Origin of the sequence: Rudaea sp. 3F27F6 (genome assembly GCF_005503555.1) — a bacterium.
Classification (GTDB): domain Bacteria; phylum Pseudomonadota; class Gammaproteobacteria; order Xanthomonadales; family Rhodanobacteraceae; genus Rudaea.
On the sequence record NZ_SCNG01000002.1, the window covers coordinates 501,568 to 518,434 of the forward strand.

16 protein-coding genes are annotated in these 16,867 nt (G+C 62.7%); 2 read left to right on the forward strand and 14 right to left on the reverse strand.

Annotation, left to right across the window (positions count from 1 at the left end; genetic code table 11):
• Window positions 1-3: 3 nt before the first annotated feature.
• From nuoN to FFS30_RS10060, 14 genes are all read right to left on the reverse strand, one after another.
• Window positions 4-1,449 carry an NADH-quinone oxidoreductase subunit NuoN gene (gene nuoN, locus FFS30_RS09990; RefSeq protein ID WP_137912994.1) on the reverse strand — a complete coding sequence of 482 codons (1,446 nt, stop codon included), beginning with the start codon at window positions 1,447-1,449 and terminating at the stop codon, window positions 4-6.
• Window positions 1,450-1,454: 5 nt separating this feature from the next.
• Window positions 1,455-2,963 carry an NADH-quinone oxidoreductase subunit M gene (locus FFS30_RS09995; protein ID WP_171014592.1) on the reverse strand — a complete coding sequence of 503 codons (1,509 nt, stop codon included), beginning with the start codon at window positions 2,961-2,963 and terminating at the stop codon, window positions 1,455-1,457.
• Window positions 2,964-3,091: 128 nt separating this feature from the next.
• Entirely contained in the window at window positions 3,092-5,122 is a 2,031-nt protein-coding gene (gene nuoL / locus FFS30_RS10000) for an NADH-quinone oxidoreductase subunit L (protein WP_137912996.1), read from the reverse strand.
• A gap of 5 nt (window positions 5,123-5,127) precedes the next feature.
• Window positions 5,128-5,430, reverse strand: a complete 303-nt coding sequence (gene nuoK, locus FFS30_RS10005; protein ID WP_212742466.1) for an NADH-quinone oxidoreductase subunit NuoK — start codon at window positions 5,428-5,430, stop codon at window positions 5,128-5,130.
• A gap of 14 nt (window positions 5,431-5,444) precedes the next feature.
• A complete protein-coding gene (locus tag FFS30_RS10010) occupies window positions 5,445-6,053 on the reverse strand; it encodes an NADH-quinone oxidoreductase subunit J (protein ID WP_137912997.1) in 609 nt (202 codons plus the stop codon).
• 23 nt (window positions 6,054-6,076) lie between these two features.
• Window positions 6,077-6,565 (reverse strand): NADH-quinone oxidoreductase subunit NuoI, encoded by a 489-nt coding sequence (nuoI, locus tag FFS30_RS10015; RefSeq protein ID WP_137912998.1) that lies wholly within the window; start codon window positions 6,563-6,565, stop codon window positions 6,077-6,079.
• 5 nt (window positions 6,566-6,570) lie between these two features.
• Window positions 6,571-7,602 (reverse strand): NADH-quinone oxidoreductase subunit NuoH, encoded by a 1,032-nt coding sequence (gene nuoH / locus FFS30_RS10020; protein ID WP_137913547.1) that lies wholly within the window; start codon window positions 7,600-7,602, stop codon window positions 6,571-6,573.
• A 42-nt stretch (window positions 7,603-7,644) separates the two neighbouring features.
• Window positions 7,645-10,014: an NADH-quinone oxidoreductase subunit NuoG gene (gene nuoG / locus FFS30_RS10025; RefSeq protein ID WP_137912999.1), complete on the reverse strand. Its 2,370-nt coding sequence runs from the start codon at window positions 10,012-10,014 to the stop codon at window positions 7,645-7,647.
• Window positions 10,011-11,321, reverse strand: a complete 1,311-nt coding sequence (gene nuoF / locus FFS30_RS10030; RefSeq protein ID WP_137913000.1) for an NADH-quinone oxidoreductase subunit NuoF — start codon at window positions 11,319-11,321, stop codon at window positions 10,011-10,013. Before nuoF ends, nuoG begins: the two co-directional genes overlap by 4 nt.
• 136 nt (window positions 11,322-11,457) lie before the next feature.
• Entirely contained in the window at window positions 11,458-11,985 is a 528-nt protein-coding gene (nuoE, locus tag FFS30_RS10040) for an NADH-quinone oxidoreductase subunit NuoE (RefSeq protein ID WP_137913001.1), read from the reverse strand.
• Window positions 11,986-11,998: 13 nt separating this feature from the next.
• Complete coding sequence (locus FFS30_RS10045) at window positions 11,999-13,252, reverse strand: NADH-quinone oxidoreductase subunit D (RefSeq protein WP_137913002.1); 1,254 nt, start codon at window positions 13,250-13,252, stop codon at window positions 11,999-12,001.
• 133 nt (window positions 13,253-13,385) lie between these two features.
• On the reverse strand, window positions 13,386-14,156 hold the full coding sequence (locus tag FFS30_RS10050) for an NADH-quinone oxidoreductase subunit C (protein WP_137913003.1): 771 nt from the start codon (window positions 14,154-14,156) through the stop codon (window positions 13,386-13,388).
• On the reverse strand, window positions 14,153-14,779 hold the full coding sequence (locus FFS30_RS10055) for an NADH-quinone oxidoreductase subunit B (protein WP_137913004.1): 627 nt from the start codon (window positions 14,777-14,779) through the stop codon (window positions 14,153-14,155). The genes FFS30_RS10050 and FFS30_RS10055 overlap by 4 nt, the downstream gene beginning before the upstream one ends.
• A gap of 109 nt (window positions 14,780-14,888) precedes the next feature.
• Entirely contained in the window at window positions 14,889-15,245 is a 357-nt protein-coding gene (locus FFS30_RS10060; RefSeq protein WP_137913005.1) for an NADH-quinone oxidoreductase subunit A, read from the reverse strand.
• A gap of 305 nt (window positions 15,246-15,550) precedes the next feature.
• Between FFS30_RS10060 and tpiA the strand changes: the two genes are divergently transcribed.
• Together tpiA and secG are read left to right on the forward strand one after the other, a co-directional pair.
• A complete protein-coding gene (gene tpiA, locus FFS30_RS10065; protein ID WP_137913006.1) occupies window positions 15,551-16,315 on the forward strand; it encodes a triose-phosphate isomerase in 765 nt (254 codons plus the stop codon).
• Between the two features lie 16 nt (window positions 16,316-16,331).
• The gene (secG, locus tag FFS30_RS10070; protein WP_137913007.1) at window positions 16,332-16,829 is read left to right on the forward strand and encodes a preprotein translocase subunit SecG; all 498 of its coding nucleotides are present in this window, start codon (window positions 16,332-16,334) and stop codon (window positions 16,827-16,829) included.
• The last annotated feature ends 38 nt before the right edge of the window (window positions 16,830-16,867 follow it).

Here is a 16,867-nt window from a genome sequence, read left to right on the forward strand (position 1 = left end):
CACTCAGCCCGCGCCCATCGCGCGGTAGCACCAGCTCAGCAGCGGGCCGAAGAACAAACCGAGGAACAGCAAGGCGGCGCCGTTGACCGAAAGAATCCAGCGCAGCGGGATATCGTGCGGCAAGGCGAGCACGCCCTTCTCCACCGGCGCATCGAAATACATCACCTTGATCACGCGCAGATAGTAGAACGCGCCGACGATGGCGAAGACGATAGCGACGATCGACAGCCAGAGCATGCCGGCGTCGAGCGCGGCCTTGAGCACGAGCAGCTTGGCGAAGAAGCCGAACAGCGGCGGAATGCCGGCGAGCGAGGCCATCACCAGCAGCACGACGAAGGCGTACCAGGGATTGCGCTGGTTGAGGCCTTTGAAGTCGTCGATCTCTTCGGCCTCGAAGCCCGCGCGCGCAAGCAGCAGGATCGAACCGAACGCCGCGGCCGACATGATTGCGTAGGCGATCGCGTAGAACATCGCCGCGGCATAGCCGGACGGCGTACCGTTCGCGAGGCCGAGCAGAAGGAAGCCGACGTGCGAAATCGTCGAGTACGCGAGCATGCGCTTGAGGTTGCTTTGCGCGATCGCGACGACGTTGCCGATACCGAGCGACAGCACCGCGAGTACGGCGAGCATATCGCCCCAATGCTGGTGCAGGCCGCCGAGCGCGCCTTCGAGCAGACGCCAAGCCATGCCGAACGCGGCGATCTTCGGCGCCGAGCCGATGAAGGTCGTCACCGCCGTGGGCGAACCTTGATAGACATCGGGCAGCCACATGTGGAACGGCGCCGCACCGAACTTGAAGCCGATGCCGGCGACGAGGAAGACCAGTCCGAACGTCAGCAGGACCTTGTTGTCGCCGACGCCGGAGGCCACGAGTTCGTGGATGCTCTTCAGATCCAGCGTACCGGTCGCACCGTAGATCATCGACATGCCGTAGAGCAGGATGCCCGAGGCCAGCGCGCCGAGCACGAAGTACTTCATCGCCGCTTCGGACGACAACGGCGAATCTCGATTGAGCGCGACCAGCGCATACGACGACAGCGTCAGCAGTTCGAGGCCGACGTAGATCATCACCAGACTGCCGGCCGAGACGAGCAGCATCATGCCGAGCGTCGCGAACAGGCAGAGTATGTAGAACTCGCCGACGTAGAGCTTGCGATCCTTCAGATAGTTGCGCGCGTAGACGAACACCGCGATGACGATAAGCAGGATGAAGACTTTGAGCAGCCGCGAGACGGCATCGTGAACGAACATGCCGGAGAAACCGCGTCCCGGCGCCACCGAATAGACGACGAGCGCCAGCGTGGCGACGAGCACGCCGATCGCCAGCCAGTGGGTGACGTCGCGCTGCGACGGCTTGACCAGCAGGTCGACCGCGATCAAGCCGCAAACCGCGAACAGCAGGAACGCTTCGGGCAGAAGCAGATAGAGATCGTGAAGGCTAAATGGCATGGTGATTATCCGACCTTGACGATCAGCAGCTGATCGACAATGTGTTTGATCGAGGCGTCCATCAGATGCGTCAGCGGCGCCGGCCAGATGCCGAACAGCAGGGTCGCTGCCGCGAACGTGCCGAGCACGAGCGCCTCGCGCGCATTGATGTCTTTCAGCTTGGCGACGTGATCGTTGGTCACATCGCCCCAGATCACGCGCTTGACCAGCCACAGCGTGTAGGCCGCGCCGATGATCAGGGTGAACGCGGCGAGCGCGGCAATCCAGAAGTTCGACTGGAAGCTGGCAAGGATCACCATGAACTCGCCGACGAAGCCACTCGTTCCGGGCAGGCCGCAATTGGCCATTGCGAACAGCACGACGAAGGCGGCGTACCACGGCATGGTGTTCACCACGCCGCCGTAGTCCTTGATCATGCGCGTGTGCATGCGATCGTAGATGACGCCGACGCACGAGAACATCGCGCCGGAGACAAAGCCGTGCGAGATCATCTGCACCATCGCGCCGGAGACGCCGAGATACGCGGCGTCCTTGTTGCCGCCGACGCGCACCAGCGCGAGCGAAATGAAGATGCCGAGGGTGACGAAGCCCATGTGCGAAACGGACGAATACGCGATCAGCTTCTTCATGTCCTCCTGCACCAGAGCGACGAAGCCGACGTAGATCACCGCGACCAGGGACAGCGCGATCAGCAGCCAGGCGAAATGCTGGCTCGCGTCAGGCGTGATCGGCAGCGAGAAGCGCAGGAAACCGTAGCCGCCGATCTTCAGCATGATCGCGGCCAGGATCACCGAACCGCCGGTCGGCGCCTCGACGTGGGCATCGGGCAACCAAGTGTGCACCGGCCACATCGGCACCTTGACCGCGAACGCGATCAGGAAGGCGAAGAACAGCCACGACTGCTGCTCAAGAGTGAGCTTGAGCGCGGCAAGCTGCGACAGCTCCCAACTGTTCGACTGCGTGTACAGATAGATCAGCCCGACCAGCATGAAGATCGAGCCGAAGAACGTGTAGAGGAAGAACTTCAGGGTCGCGTAGACGCGACGCGGGCCGCCCCAGATGCCGATGATGATGAACATCGGAATCAACATGCCTTCGAAGAACACGTAGAACAGCAGTGCGTCGAGCGCGCAGAACACGCCGACCATCAGACCTTCGAGCACGAGGAAGGCGGCAAGGTACTGGTTGACCTTGTCGTGCACCGAATCCCAGGCGCCGAGAATGACGAGCACGGTGACGAAGGTCGTCAGCACAATCAGCGCGACCGAGATGCCGTCGACGCCGAGATGGTAGTTGGCGTTGATCGCCGCGATCCAGCGATGCTGTTCGATGAACTGCATGGTGCCCGCGGCCGCGTCATAGCCCGTCAGCAGCTGAATGCTGACGATGAAGGTGACGATGGCGACGGCAAGCGCGAGCCAGCGCGCCCCCTTGGCCCGATGCGTGCCCAGCGCGAGCACGGCGAAACCACCGACGATCGGCAGCCAGATCAGGATGCTTAACAGCGATTGCATCATTTACTCAGTCCCGTTTGATCTTCTTAGCTCGTCATTCCCGCGAAGGCGGGAATCCAGCGCCTTAGCTGTTCAAAAGCAAAGTCGCTGGATTCCCGCCAAGAGCGCGCGGGAATGACGAGCAAAATTTACTTTCCTACCACCCACCACAACCCACCGAGCAGGAACACCAGCCCGAGGATCATCGCGAACGCATAGGTGTACAGATATCCCGACTGCACCCAGCGCACGACGCCTGCGACGCGCGCAACCGCACTCGCCGAACCGTCGATCAGCACGTTGTCGATCACGCCGACATCGCCGCCCTTCCACAACCCGCGTCCCAGCGCGATGCTGCCGCGCGCGAAAACGGCCTGGTAGATCGGATCGAACCAATACTTCTTGTCGAGCATGTTCCAGATCGGATGCAGCGCGCTTTTCGCCTTGTCGGCGATCGACGGGTTGAACAGATAGATATAGGTCGCGAGCAGGAAGCCGCCGAAGGCCAGCCAGAACGGCGGTTGGGTCAAACCATGCAGCGCCATCGCCAGCCAGCCGTGGAAATCATGTGCGCCCTCGCCTTCCGCATGCGCGACGTGGATCGCGCTGCCGAAGTAGTCGCCGTACAGCATCGCGCCGACGGTCAGCGCACCGATGACGATCGACGGAATCGCCAACGCCATCAGCGGCCAGGTCACGACGGCCGGCGACTCGTGCGGCTCGTGCGCAAGATGGCCCGGCTCCTGATGGCCGTGGTCGTCGTGATCGCCGTGTCCATGACCGTGGCCGTGGTCGACGACAAAACGCTCTTTGCCGTGGAAGGTCAAATAGAGCAAACGGAAACTGTAGAACGCGGTGACGAAGACGCCGAGCAGCACGCACCAGTACGCATAGTGCTGAATCCAACCGCCGTGTTCCGAAGCCTCTTTCACGGCTTCGATAATCGCATCCTTCGAATAGAACCCGGCAAAGCCCGGCATGCCGGTCAACGCCAGCGTACCGATCCAGGCGGTGATGAAGGTGATCGGCATGTACTTGCGCAGGCCGCCCATGTAGCGCATGTCCTGCTCGTGGTGCATGGCGATGATGACCGAGCCGGCGCCGAGGAACAGCAGCGCCTTGAAGAACGCGTGGGTCATCAGGTGGAATACCGCAGCCGAATACGCCGACACGCCGAGCGCCGCGGTCATATAGCCGAGCTGCGACAGGGTCGAGTAGGCGACGACGCGCTTGATGTCGTTCTGCACGATGCCGATCAGGCCGGTGAAGAACGCGGTCGTCGCACCGATCACGAGAACGAAGGACAGCGCCGTTTCCGACAGCTCGAACAGCGGCGACATGCGCGCGACCATGAAGATGCCCGCGGTCACCATCGTCGCGGCATGGATCAGCGCCGAGATCGGCGTCGGGCCTTCCATCGAATCGGGCAGCCACACGTGCAGCGGCACCTGCGCCGATTTGCCCATCGCGCCGATGAACAGGCAGATGCAGATCACGCTCGCCGCCGACCAGGCGCTGCCGCTGACGATCTCGATGGTCTTGCCGTTCAGCGCGTCGGTGTGCGCGAACACGGTTGCGTAGTCGAGCGAATGGAAAAAATACAGCACGCCGGCGATGCCGAGCAGGAAGCCGAAGTCGCCGACGCGGTTGACCAGGAACGCCTTCATGTTGGCGAAGACCGCGGTCGGCCGCTTGAACCAGAAACCGATCAGCAGATACGAGACGAGACCGACCGCTTCCCAGCCGAAGAACAACTGCAGGAAGTTGTTACTCATCACGAGCATCAGCATCGAAAACGTGAACAGCGCGATGTAGCTGAAGAAACGCTGGTAACCGTCGTCTTCGGCCATATAGCCGATCGTGTAGACGTGCACCATCAGCGAGACGAAGGTGACCACGACCATCATCATCGCGGTGAGCCGGTCGACGAGGAAGCCGACGTGCGCATCGATGCCGCCGACCTGCAGCCAGGTATAGAGATTCTCGTTGTACGTCTGCGCGCCGCCCCAGACGAGCTGATAGAGCACGTAGAACGACAGCACGCACGACAGCGCGACGCCGGCGATCGTCACCGTATGCGCGCCGACGCGGCCAACCTGATGGCGGAAGATGCCGGCGATGATCGCGCCGACCAGCGGCGCGAGAGCGATGATAAGCAGGATGGTGGGATTGAGACTCATGCCTATCAGCCTTTCATGCTATCGATTTCGCCGACGTTGATCGTCGCGCGGTTGCGGAACAGCACGACCAGGATCGCGAGACCGATCGCCGATTCCGCCGCCGCCACCGTGAGAATGAAGAACACGAACACCTGCCCGTCGACGTTGCCGAGAAAGCGCGAGAAGGCGACGAAGTTGGTGTTCACCGCAAGCAGCATCAGCTCGATCGACATCAGCAGCACGATGACGTTCTTGCGGTTGATGAAGATGCCGGCCACGGAAATGCAGAACAGGATCGCGCCGAGCACGATGTAATGCGACAAGGTGATCTGGGACAAAGCGTTCACGGCGTCGAGGCTCCCTTGCTGGCACTTTCCATCTTGACGATGCGGATGCGCTCGCTCGCCTTGACCGCGACCTGCTTGGCCGGGTTCTGCGCCTTCACGCCGACGCGGCGGCGCAAAGTCAGCATGACCGCGGCGATCAGCGCCACAGTGAGGATCACCGCGGCGACTTCGAACGGCAGCAGAAACTGAGTGAACAGCGCCTTGCCGAGCCAGGCTGTGTTCGACGCACCGGCCGGATCCGGCGGCAGCGTCTGCGCCGACATCACTTTCAGGCCGATCAGCATCAGCATCTCGGTCAGCATCACGAGCGCGACGATGGCGCCGACCGGCAGATAGCGTACGAAACCCTCGCGCAGCGGCTCGATCTTGATGTCGAGCATCATCACCACGAACAGGAACAGCACCATCACCGCGCCGACGTAGACGAGCACGAGCGCGATGGCGAGGAATTCGGCCTGCAGCAGCAGCCACAGCGCGGCGGCGGTGAAGAAAGTCAGCACGAGCAGCAGCGCTGCGTGCACGGAATTCTTCACCGTGATCACGCCGAGCGCGGCGACGGTCAGTACCGCGGCGAACAGGTAGAACAGGATTAGTTCAAAACTCATTTACGCCTCACCAACGTATCTGTTCAACGATAGGCCGCATCTTGCGCGCGCGCCGCCGCAATCTGGGATTCGAAGCGGTCGCCGATCGCAAGCAGCTGCGGCTTGGTCACGATGTTCTCGCCGCGCTTCTCGAAATGGTATTCGTGGATGTTCGTCTCGACGATCGAGTCGACCGGGCAGCTCTCTTCGCAGAAGCCGCAGTAGATGCACTTGAACAGGTCGATGTCGTAGCGCGTCGTACGGCGCGTGCCATCGGCACGCTGCTCCGAGTCGATCGTGATCGCGAGCGCCGGGCACACCGCCTCGCACAGCTTGCACGCGATGCAGCGCTCCTCGCCGTTCGGATAGCGGCGCAGCGCATGCAGGCCGCGGAAACGATTCGACTGCGGAATCTTTTCCATCGGATAACGCATCGTGTACTTCGGCTTGAACATGTACCTGCCCGTCAGCGCGAGGCCCTTGAGCAGCTCAAGCAGAAAGAGGCTTTTGAAATAGCGAACGACAGCGGTCATCTTGATTACACCTTGCCCGGGCCGACGATATCGAAATACACCAGGCAGCCCGCAACGAGCACCCAGACGATCGCGATCGGCACGAAGACTTTCCAACCCAGACGCATGATCTGGTCGTAGCGGTAGCGCGGGAACGCGGCGCGGAACCAGAGGTAGAAGAAAGCGAAGAAGAAGGCCTTGGCGAACAGCCACCACCAGCCCGGCGCACCGAGAACGGGGACGGACACCGGGAAGATCGAATTCCAGCCGCCGAGGAACAGCACCGCGGCGAGGAACGAGATCAGGATCATGTTCGCGTATTCGGTGAGGAAGAACACCGCGAACGGCGCGCCTGAATACTCAACGTGGAAGCCGGCGACGATTTCCGACTCGCCTTCGGCCACGTCGAACGGCGCGCGGTTGGTCTCGGCGACGCCGGAAATAAAGTAGATCAGGAACAGCGGAAACAGCGGCAGCCAGAATCCGTTGAAAATGCCCCAGTGGCCCGACTGTGCGCGCACGATATCGGACAAATTCAAACTGCCCGCGCAGATCAGCACGCCGACGAGGGCCATGCCCATCGCGATTTCGTACGAGACCACCTGCGCGGCCGAACGCATCGCGCCGAGCATCGCGTACTTCGAGTTCGACGACCAGCCGGCGAGGATGATGCCGTAGACGCCGAGCGAGGTCATCGCGAGCAGATACAGCAGGCCGGCGTTGATGTCGGCAAGCACGACCTTGTCGTCGAACGGCACCACCGCCCAGGCGGCGAAAGCCGGCACCAGCGCGATCAGCGGCGCGATCACGAAAAGGAATTTGCTCGCTGCCTGCGGCATGAAGTATTCCTTCAGCAGCAGCTTGAACACGTCGGCGAACGTTTGCGCGAGGCCGGCCGGGCCGACGCTGTTCGGTCCCATGCGTACGTGCATCCAGCCGAGCACTTTGCGCTCCCACCAGACGTAGAGCGCGACGGACAGAATCACCGGCACGGCGATCGCGAGGATGCAGAGCACCAGCCAGACGACGAGGCCGAATGTGCCGAGCCCGTTGACCAACGGATCGTGGACCCAGGAATGGAAGAAATTGGAAAGCACGCCTTAGGCCCTCGTTACCGTGACGGCGCCGCCATTGCCCGGCAGGCTGCGCGTTTCCGACCAAGTCTTTTCGATCCAGGCGCCGCCGCGCGGCACCGCGCGCGTGACCACGACCGGCAAGGTCGCCTCGCCTGCCCCGCCCGTGATCTTCGCCTTCGCTCCATTGCCGAGACCGAGCGCGAGCGCGTCCTCGGGATGGAGTCCGATCGAACACACGCCCGTGAGCGGATGCGCCTGCAAAGCCGGCGAACGGCGCAGCACCGCGTCGCCGCGGTAGATCGGCACGGTCGAGATACGCTCGAACGAACCCGCTGCGACCGCAGCCGTGGCCGACGCGGCCAATCCGTTCGAAGGCGCCGCGGTGGATTTCGTCGCGGCCGCATCGGCGACCAGCGCACGCACTTCGCCGAATTCGTTGAAACCGAAACCGGGCAGACCGAGCGCAGCGCCGAGCGCACGCAGCACCTTCCAACCGGGCCGCGCATCGCCCGGCAGCTTCGCGCCAGAGGAAACCGTCTGCACGGCGCCGTCGATGTTCACGTAACTGCCGTCGACTTCCGGCGGCAGACCGATCGGCAGCACGGCATGCGCCGTGCGCTTCACGCCCGCACACGCATAAGCGCCGACGTAGACGCCGAAGGCCGCATTGCTGCGCGCCGCGTCGTAGGCTGCCGGCGAACTCGTGTCCTGCGAGCCGAGGTGATAGGTGACAAAAGCCTTGGTCGGCTGCGCGAGCAGTGCGACGCCGTTGCGCCCTTGTGCGCGCGGCAGCGCACCGACGCGCGCGAGGCCGACCGCATTCGCACCGTCGGCGAGTTCGTTGAACCCGCTGGTCGTGGCCTGTGCCAGGCACTTCGCGAGCGCACGCAGCAGCGACGCCTGAGCGTGATGCACGGCATCGCTGCCGAACACGAGCACCGAGGTGCCGGCATCGCGCAGCACCTTGACCGTGGCGCGATGCGCATCGGTCGGTTTCGCTGCGTCGACCGCGCCGGCAAGATGCGCCGGAACGGTAGCGCCGCCTTCGCGCGCGGCCGCAACCAGTGCGGCCAGTTCGGCGGCCAGCTGCGACGGCAACGCGATGTGCTTGGCGACCAAATCGAAATTGAGATCGTGGTCGAGCGAATTGACCGCGTAGACCTTCGCGCCCTTTTTCCACGCCTTGCGGATGCGGTGGCTCAGCAGTGGCGCGTCGTGGCGCGGATTGCTGCCGACCAGGATCACGGCATTCGCCTTCTCGACCTGCGCGAGCGGCATTTCGAAGGTCGCGCCGAGCGGGCCGCCGTCGGCGAAATCCGCGACGCGCAAGCGATGGTCGATATTGTCGCTGCCGAGGCCGCGCACGATCTGCGCAAGCAGATGGCCTTCCTCACACGAGACGAACGGCGCAACGAGCGCGCCGACATCGGCACCATGCTTCTTCAAACCGTCGGCGACGAATGCGATCGCTTCGTCCCACGACGTTTCGACGAGCTCACCGTTCTTGCGGATCATCGGCTTGGTCGCGCGATCGTCCGCGTACAGACCCTGATGCGAATAGCGATCGCGGTCCGAGAGCCAGCATTCGTTGATCGCTTCGTTGTCGCGCGGCACGGCACGCAGCACGTCGCCGCGGCGCGTATGCAGCCACAGGTTCGAGCCGAGCGCGTCGTGGTAGCCGATCGATTCGCGCGCAATCAATTCCCAGGCGCGCGCCTTGAAGCGGAACACCTTGTTGGTCAGCGCGCCGACCGGACAGACGTCGATGATGTTGCCGCCGAGTTCGCTGTCGATCGTCTTGCCGATATACGTGCCGATCTCCAGATGCTCGCCGCGGCCCATGCCGCCAAGTTCCGGCGAGCCGGCCACGTCGGTCATGAAGCGCACACAGCGCGTGCACTGAATGCAGCGCGTCATCTCGGTTTCGATCAGCGGACCGAGATCTTCGTCGGGAACGACGCGCTTGCGCTCGACGAAGCGCGACACCGATCGGCCGTAGCCCATCGACAGATCCTGCAGTTCGCACTCGCCGCCCTGATCGCAGATCGGGCAGTCGAGCGGATGGTTGATCAGCAGGAACTCCATCACGTTGCGCTGCGCAGACAGCGCCTTCTGCGACTGCGTCTTGATCTTCATGCCCTCGGCGACCGGGGTCGCGCAGGCGGGCTGCGGCTTCGGCATCGGCTTGCCGCCCATCTCGACCTCGACCATGCACATGCGGCAGTTCGCGGCGATCGGCAGCTTCTCGTGATAGCAGAAGCGCGGGATCGGAATGCCGGCCTTGTCGGCACCGGCAATGATCATCGAATTCTTCGGAACCTGGAGCGCCTTGCCGTCGATTTCGATATTGACGAAATCGGGCGGCGCGGCGGGCGCGGTCGGCTGCGCACTCATGCTGCGACTCCCATCGGCGCATCGACGATCGAGCGTCCGTTCTTGATGTAATACTCGAACTCGGACCAGAACTGGCGCAGGAAACCCTGCACCGGCCACGCGGCGGCTTCGCCGAACGCGCAGATCGTATGGCCTTCGATTTGTCCCGCCGCCGATTTCAGCATGTCGAGATCGCCGAGCTGGGCCTTGCCCTCGACAATGCGCGTGAGCATGCGGTACATCCAGCCGGTGCCTTCGCGGCATGGTGTGCACTGGCCGCAGGATTCGGCGTAGTAGAAGCGGCTGATGCGGTGGCAGGCGCGCACCATGCAGGTCGTCTCGTCCATGACGATGACGGCGCCGGAACCGAGGCCCGATCCGGCCTTCTGGATCGCGTCGTAGTCCATGGTCAGGCCCATCATCGTCTCGGCGGTCAGCACCGGCATCGACGATCCGCCCGGAATCACCGCCTTGAGCTTGTGGCCGTTGCGCACACCGCCGGCCATTTCAAGCAGATCCTTGAACGGCGTGCCGAGCTTGATCTCGAAATTGCCGGGCTTGTTGACGTGGCCCGACACGGAAAAGATCTTCGGGCCGCCGTTGTTCGGCTTACCTTGGTTGAGAAACCACTCGGCGCCCTTGGTCAGAATCTTCGGCACCGACGCGTAGGTCTCGGTGTTGTTGATCGTGGTCGGCTTGCCGTACAGGCCGAAACCGGCCGGGAACGGCGGCTTGAAGCGCGGCTGCCCCTTCTTGCCTTCGAGCGATTCCATCAGCGCGGTTTCTTCGCCGCAGATGTAAGCGCCGGCGCCAAGCGCGGTATAGATGTCGACATCGATGCCGCTGCCGCCGATGTTCTTGCCGAGCAGGCCCGCAGCGTAGGCTTCCTTGAGCGCCGCTTCGAAATGCTCGAACGGTTCATGGTGGAATTCGCCGCGCAGGTAGTTGTAGGCCACAGTCGAACCGGTCGCGTAGCAGGCGATTGCCAGCCCTTCGACGACCGAATGCGGGTTGTAGCGCAGGATGTCGCGGTCCTTGCAGGTTCCCGGCTCGGACTCGTCCGAGTTGCACAGGATGTACTTCTGCATCGCGCCTTTCGGCATGAACGACCATTTCAAGCCGGTCGGAAAGCCGGCGCCGCCGCGGCCGCGCAGCGAGCTTTTCTTCAGCTCGTCGACGATCGAAGCCGGATCGGGTTTCTCGGCGAGAATCTTTTTCCACGCCTGATAACCGTCGACTTTCAGATAGCTGTCCATCGACCAGGGCTGATCGAAATGCAGCGTCGTATAGACGACTTGATGTTCCTGCGGTGCGGGACCTACAGCCATGCTTCTTACCTTTTAGCCTTTGCTCGTCATTCCCGCGAAAGCGGGAATCCAGCCCTTGCTTCGAAAAGCATGAAAAGAAAAAGCTGGATTCCCGCTTTCGCGGGAATGACGGCATTTTTCCTTTCTGCTCTTGTTGCTACTTCAACCCATCCAGAATCTCGTCGACCGACTCCGGCGTCAGCTTCTCGTGATAGTGGCCGTTGACCACCATCATCGGCGCGCCGCAGCAAGCCGCGAGGCATTCCTCTTCCTGTTTCAGATAGACGCGGCCGTCGGGCGTCGACTCGCCGACCTTGATGCCGAGCTTCTTCTCGCAATGCTTCAAGATGCCTTCGCCGCCGTTCAGCCAGCACGAGATATTCGTGCACACCGCGACGTTGTTGCGTCCGACCGGCGTGGTCTCGAACATCGAGTAGAAGCTCGCGACTTCGTAACCCCACACCGCCGGCAGACCGAGATACTTCGTCACCGCCGTGATCAGTTCGTCGGTCAGATAACCGTTGTTCTGTTCCTGCGCGGCGAACAGCGCCTGAATCAGCGCGGAGCGCTTGCGATCCGGCGGAAACTTGGTCAGCCAATGGTCGATATGCTCGCGCGTGTGCTGGTTGAGCACGACGAGCGGATCGACGTCCTTGACTTCGGCGTAGTGGCCAGTGGCTTTCATCTTCTAAATACCTTTAGCGGTCGATCTCGCCGAACACGACATCGTAGGTGCCGATCATCGCGACGACGTCGGGCAGCATGTGGCCGCGCACGATCGCGTCCATCGACGACAGATGCGCGAAGCCCGGCGCGCGCAGCTTGACGCGGAACGGCTTGTTTGCGCCGTCCGAAATCAGATAGCAGCCGAACTCGCCCTTCGGCGCCTCGACCGCGGCATAGGTTTCACCCGCGGGCACGCTGTAGCCTTCGCTGAACAGTTTGAAGTGATGGATCAGCGCTTCCATGTCGTCCTTCATCTCGACACGGTGCGGCGGCGCGACCTTGAAGTTACGCACGATCACGTCGCCCGGATTCTTCTTCAGCCATTCCACACACTGCGCGATGATGCGGTTGGACTGGCGCATTTCCTCGACGCGCACGAGATAGCGGTCGTAGCAGTCGCCCTTCACGCCGACCGGAATGTCGAAATCCATCTTGTGGTACATCGCGTAGGGCTGCTTCTTGCGCAGATCCCACTCGATGCCCGAGCCGCGCAGCATTGGCCCGGTCATGCCCCAGGCCAGAGCCTGCTCGGGCGGCACCACGCCGATGCCGACCGTGCGCTGCTTCCAGATGCGGTTGTCAGTCAGCAGGGTTTCGTATTCGTCGACCTTGGTCGGAAAATCCTTGGTGAAGGCCTCGAGATAATCGAGCATCGAGCCTTCGCGCCACTCGTTGCGCTGCTTGAGATCGTTGCCTTTGTGCCAGCGCGACTCCTTGTACTGCGGCATGCGGTCGGGCAGATCGCGATAGACGCCGCCGGGGCGATAGTAGGTCGCGTGCATGCGCGCGCCCGACACTGCCTCGTAGCAGTCCATCAGCTCTTCACGCTCGCGGAACGCATAGAGGAACACCGCCATCGCGCCAAGGTCGAGCGCGTTCGAGCCGATCCACATCAGGTGGTTCAGGATGCGCGTGATCTCGTCGAACATCGTGCGGATGTATTGCGCACGCACCGGCACATCGACGCCGAGCAAGGTCTCGATCGCGCGCACGTAGGCGTGCTCGTTGCACATCATCGACACGTAGTCGAGACGGTCCATGTAACCGATCGACTGGTTGAACGGCTTCGACTCGGCGAGCTTTTCGGTGCCGCGATGCAGAAGACCGACGTGCGGGTCGGCACGCTGGATCACTTCGCCGTCGAGTTCGAGCACGAGGCGCAGCACGCCGTGCGCAGCGGGATGCTGCGGGCCGAAGTTGATCGTGTAATTTTTGATTTCTTGCATAACGAATCAAAGCCTATTTGCCACGGATTACGCGGATGAACACGGATAAAGCAAAAGCTGGACTGTGGAACCTTGCTTCATTTCGCTCGTTCTTGATCCGTGCTATCCGTGTAATCCGTGGCGAAAATTTTCTTTATTTGTTTGCTGCAGAAGTCGCAGCCGTCTCGGCAGCGGCCTGGTCGTAACGCGAATCGTTGCGCACGGTGCGCGGCACGCCGACGCGCGGCTCGACGCTGGTCACCGGCTCGTAGATCACGCGGCCGAGTTCCTCGTCGTAGCGCACCTCGACGTTGCCGATCAGCGGGAAATCCTTGCGGAACGGATGGCCGACGAAACCGTAGTCGGTGAGGATGCGGCGCAGATCCGGATGGCCTTCGAAAACGATGCCGAACAGGTCGAACGCCTCGCGCTCGAACCAGTTCACGCCCGGCCAGATGGCAGTCAGCGACGGCACCACCGGTAGCGCATCGTCCTGCGCATGGCAGCGGATGCGTACACGCTGGTTGTTCTTGATCGAAAGCAGATGCGCGACCGCGGCGAAACGCTTGTGCCCCATGCCGATCAACGGGCGGTTCGACCATTGGAAACGGCCCGGGCCCTCGCCTTCGACGCCGCGCGAGAAGCCGGTCCACGACACGTCGGTCGTGTCCCACTCGGCTTGGCCGTAGCTGAGGTAATCGACGCCGCAGACATCGACCGCCTGCTCGAAGTGGAAATCGGCCTCGTCGCGCAGCGCCTGCGCCACGGCGAGCCAGTTTTCCGGCAGCACTTCGACGACGGTTTCGCCGAGCGATTCGTCGGCGGAGATGATCTTGGCACCGAGCCGCGCAGCGATGCGCTGCGCCAGCGTCACGGGCGCCGCAGGGGCCTCAGCGGAAGCGGAAGTGGCGGGCGTGTCGCTCATGTGCGCGCAATGACGTTGTTGATGACGACCTGCTTCTGCGGCGACTTGCTCGTCGCGATCTGCTTTTCGCCGATCGGGCTGCTGCGGCGAATCTTCTTCTGCAATTGCAGGATGCCGTAGATCAGCGCCTCGGCGGTCGGCGGACAGCCCGGCACGTAGACGTCGACCGGCACGATGCGGTCACAGCCGCGCACGACGGCGTAGGAATAGTGGTAATAGCCGCCGCCGTTCGCGCACGAGCCCATCGAGATGACCCACTTCGGATCGGGCATCTGGTCGTAGACGCGGCGCAATGCCGGCGCCATCTTGTTGACCAGCGTGCCGGCCACGATCATCACGTCGGACTGGCGCGGACTCGGACGGAACACGACGCCGTAGCGGTCGAGGTCGAGGCGCGCCGCACCAGCGTGCATCATCTCGACCGCACAGCAGGCCAGGCCGAACGTCATCGGCCACATCGAGCCGGTGCGCGCCCAGTTGATCAGGCCGTCGAGCGATGCCGTGACGAAGCCGCGCTCGAGCAGCGGATTGCCCTCACCCGGACGCAGGATGTCTTCCACCGGACCGGTCGCAACCGGATTGGTGAACAGATTTTTTTCGATGGTGGTTTCGGTTGCGCTCATAGTCTTTTGTGCTCACGTCCCTGCCCGCCGAGATCGAGAACCGACCGTCTTGGGCCGAACTTCTCGATAAGAGCCGCGATTTCGACGAATCGCGCCCCGAGGCAGGCAGTCATTCCCATTCGAGGGCGCCCTTTTTCCAGCAGTAGACGAAACCGAGCAGGAGCAGCGCGAGGAACATCGCCATCTCGATCAGCGCAACGAGGCCGATCTGCTTGAACACGACCGCCCAGGGAAACAGGAACGCAATTTCGAGATCGAACAGGATGAAGAGAATCGCGATCAGGTAGTAGCGCACGTCGAACTGCATGCGCGCGTCTTCGAACGCTTCGAAGCCGCATTCGTACGCTTCGGATTTCTCTTTGTTCGTGCTGCGCGGACCGAGCAGCGCGCCGATCGCAAGCAGGGCGATACCGATACCGCCGGCGACGAGAAGGAACAGTAGGATCGGAAAATATTCAGCCAGCACGCAAAGCCTCCGCATCTCCCTGACGCATCAGCGACCGCGTACAGAACGCGATCCATCCAGAAAACTGTCGATATGACCACACGGTGCAAGCAGCGTCGCAAGCGGCATCACGAACGACAAATCTGCAACCAGAGCCGCGCAAACCGCAGCGGCTCAGCCTGAATATGATAGTCCGCGCATTCAGTCTTGCCAACGCTTGCGCGATGCAACAACTTGTGATCCTTGCCGCGCGATGCAGATCGCAGCCGCTCCGCCGCCGCACCGCTTGCGTGTATTCTTGCCGCTTCGCCCATTCGAGATACAGCATGGCCCGCCGCAAACTCGTTGCCGGAAACTGGAAAATGCACGGTTCGCGCACGTCGGCGCATGAGCTGGTCGATGCGATCGCCAAGGTGCGCGCGTCGAATGCGCTCGACGCGATCGATATCGCGATCCTGCCGCCGCACCCGTATCTTTCCGAACTCGTCGCGCGCCATGCGGATTCGAGCCTGATCTTCGGGGCACAGGACGTCAGCGAGCACAAGCAAGGCGCCTATACCGGCGAGACCGCTGCGGCGATGGTCAAGGACATCGGCGCCACGCATACCTTGGTCGGCCACTCCGAACGCCGCACCCTGCACCATGAGAACGCGTTCTGCGTCGCCGAGAAATTCGCACGCGCGCAGGAAGTCGGGCTGACCCCGATTCTCTGCATCGGCGAAACGCTCGAACAGCGCGACCGCGGCCAGGCTTTCGTGGTCGTCGCCGAGCAACTCGGTGCGACCATGGCCGCCTCGGGCGTGTCCTCTCTCGAAAATGCGGTCGTCGCCTATGAACCGGTCTGGGCGATCGGCACCGGGCGCACCGCCACGCCAGCGCAGGCCCAAGAAATGCACGCTTTCATCCGTAGCAAAGTCGCGGAATTGGATGCTAGAATAGCCGGCTCGCTCCGAATTCTTTATGGCGGTAGCGTCAAACCGGGCAATGCGGCCGAACTGTTCGCTCAAGGCGACATCGACGGCGGCTTGATCGGCGGCGCTTCCCTCGTGGCTTCGGATTTCCTCGCGATCTGCGCCGCTGCGCAGTCGTGATTCGCCGGATTCGACTATGCTTCTCACCCTTTTCAACATCGTTTACGTGCTCATCGCAGTCGCGATGGCGATCCTGATCCTTCTGCAGCGCGGAGCCGGCGCACAGGCGGGTTCCGGCTTCGGCGGCGGCGCCTCGGGCACCGTGTTCGGTTCGCGCGGCGCGAGCAACTTCCTCTCGCGCAGCACGGCGATCCTCGCCACGGTCTTCTTCCTGCTGAGCCTCGCGATGGCCTGGTACCTGAAGAACGCCGGCACGCTCAAGCCGTCGGACGATCTCGGCATCATGGGCACGGTAGCGACGGCGCCGAAGGTCACAACCCCCGCCGCCCCGCCCGTGGCTGGCGATGTTCCCGCGGCTCCGGCCGCCGGTGCTCCCGCCCCGGCCGCAAACTCGGACGTTCCGGCCGCTACGGCACCTGCCGCTACAGCGCCCGTGAAGCAGGACGACGCGGCAGCGAAGCCGACCGAAACCAAACCGGCCGACGCGAAGAAAGAAACGCCGAAGAAGCAGTAAGAAATCTTTACCGGCAGGCCGCACAGCCGCTACAATAC

Bases quoted from the DNA above. Each gene is read 5' to 3' on its own strand.
- nuoN (WP_137912994.1), bottom strand. From the start codon at position 1,449: ATGCCATTTAGCCTTCACGATCTCTATCTGCTTCTGCCCGAAGCGTTC.
- FFS30_RS09995 (WP_171014592.1), bottom strand. From the start codon at position 2,963: ATGCAATCGCTGTTAAGCATCCTGATCTGGCTGCCGATCGTCGGTGGT.
- nuoL (WP_137912996.1), bottom strand. From the start codon at position 5,122: ATGAGTCTCAATCCCACCATCCTGCTTATCATCGCTCTCGCGCCGCTG.
- FFS30_RS10010 (WP_137912997.1), bottom strand. From the start codon at position 6,053: ATGAGTTTTGAACTAATCCTGTTCTACCTGTTCGCCGCGGTACTGACC.
- nuoI (WP_137912998.1), bottom strand. From the start codon at position 6,565: ATGACCGCTGTCGTTCGCTATTTCAAAAGCCTCTTTCTGCTTGAGCTG.
- nuoG (WP_137912999.1), bottom strand. From the start codon at position 10,014: ATGAGTGCGCAGCCGACCGCGCCCGCCGCGCCGCCCGATTTCGTCAAT.
- nuoF (WP_137913000.1), bottom strand. From the start codon at position 11,321: ATGGCTGTAGGTCCCGCACCGCAGGAACATCAAGTCGTCTATACGACG.
- nuoE (WP_137913001.1), bottom strand. From the start codon at position 11,985: ATGAAAGCCACTGGCCACTACGCCGAAGTCAAGGACGTCGATCCGCTC.
- FFS30_RS10045 (WP_137913002.1), bottom strand. From the start codon at position 13,252: ATGCAAGAAATCAAAAATTACACGATCAACTTCGGCCCGCAGCATCCC.
- FFS30_RS10050 (WP_137913003.1), bottom strand. From the start codon at position 14,156: ATGAGCGACACGCCCGCCACTTCCGCTTCCGCTGAGGCCCCTGCGGCG.
- FFS30_RS10055 (WP_137913004.1), bottom strand. From the start codon at position 14,779: ATGAGCGCAACCGAAACCACCATCGAAAAAAATCTGTTCACCAATCCG.
- tpiA (WP_137913006.1), top strand. From the start codon at position 15,551: ATGGCCCGCCGCAAACTCGTTGCCGGAAACTGGAAAATGCACGGTTCG.
- secG (WP_137913007.1), top strand. From the start codon at position 16,332: ATGCTTCTCACCCTTTTCAACATCGTTTACGTGCTCATCGCAGTCGCG.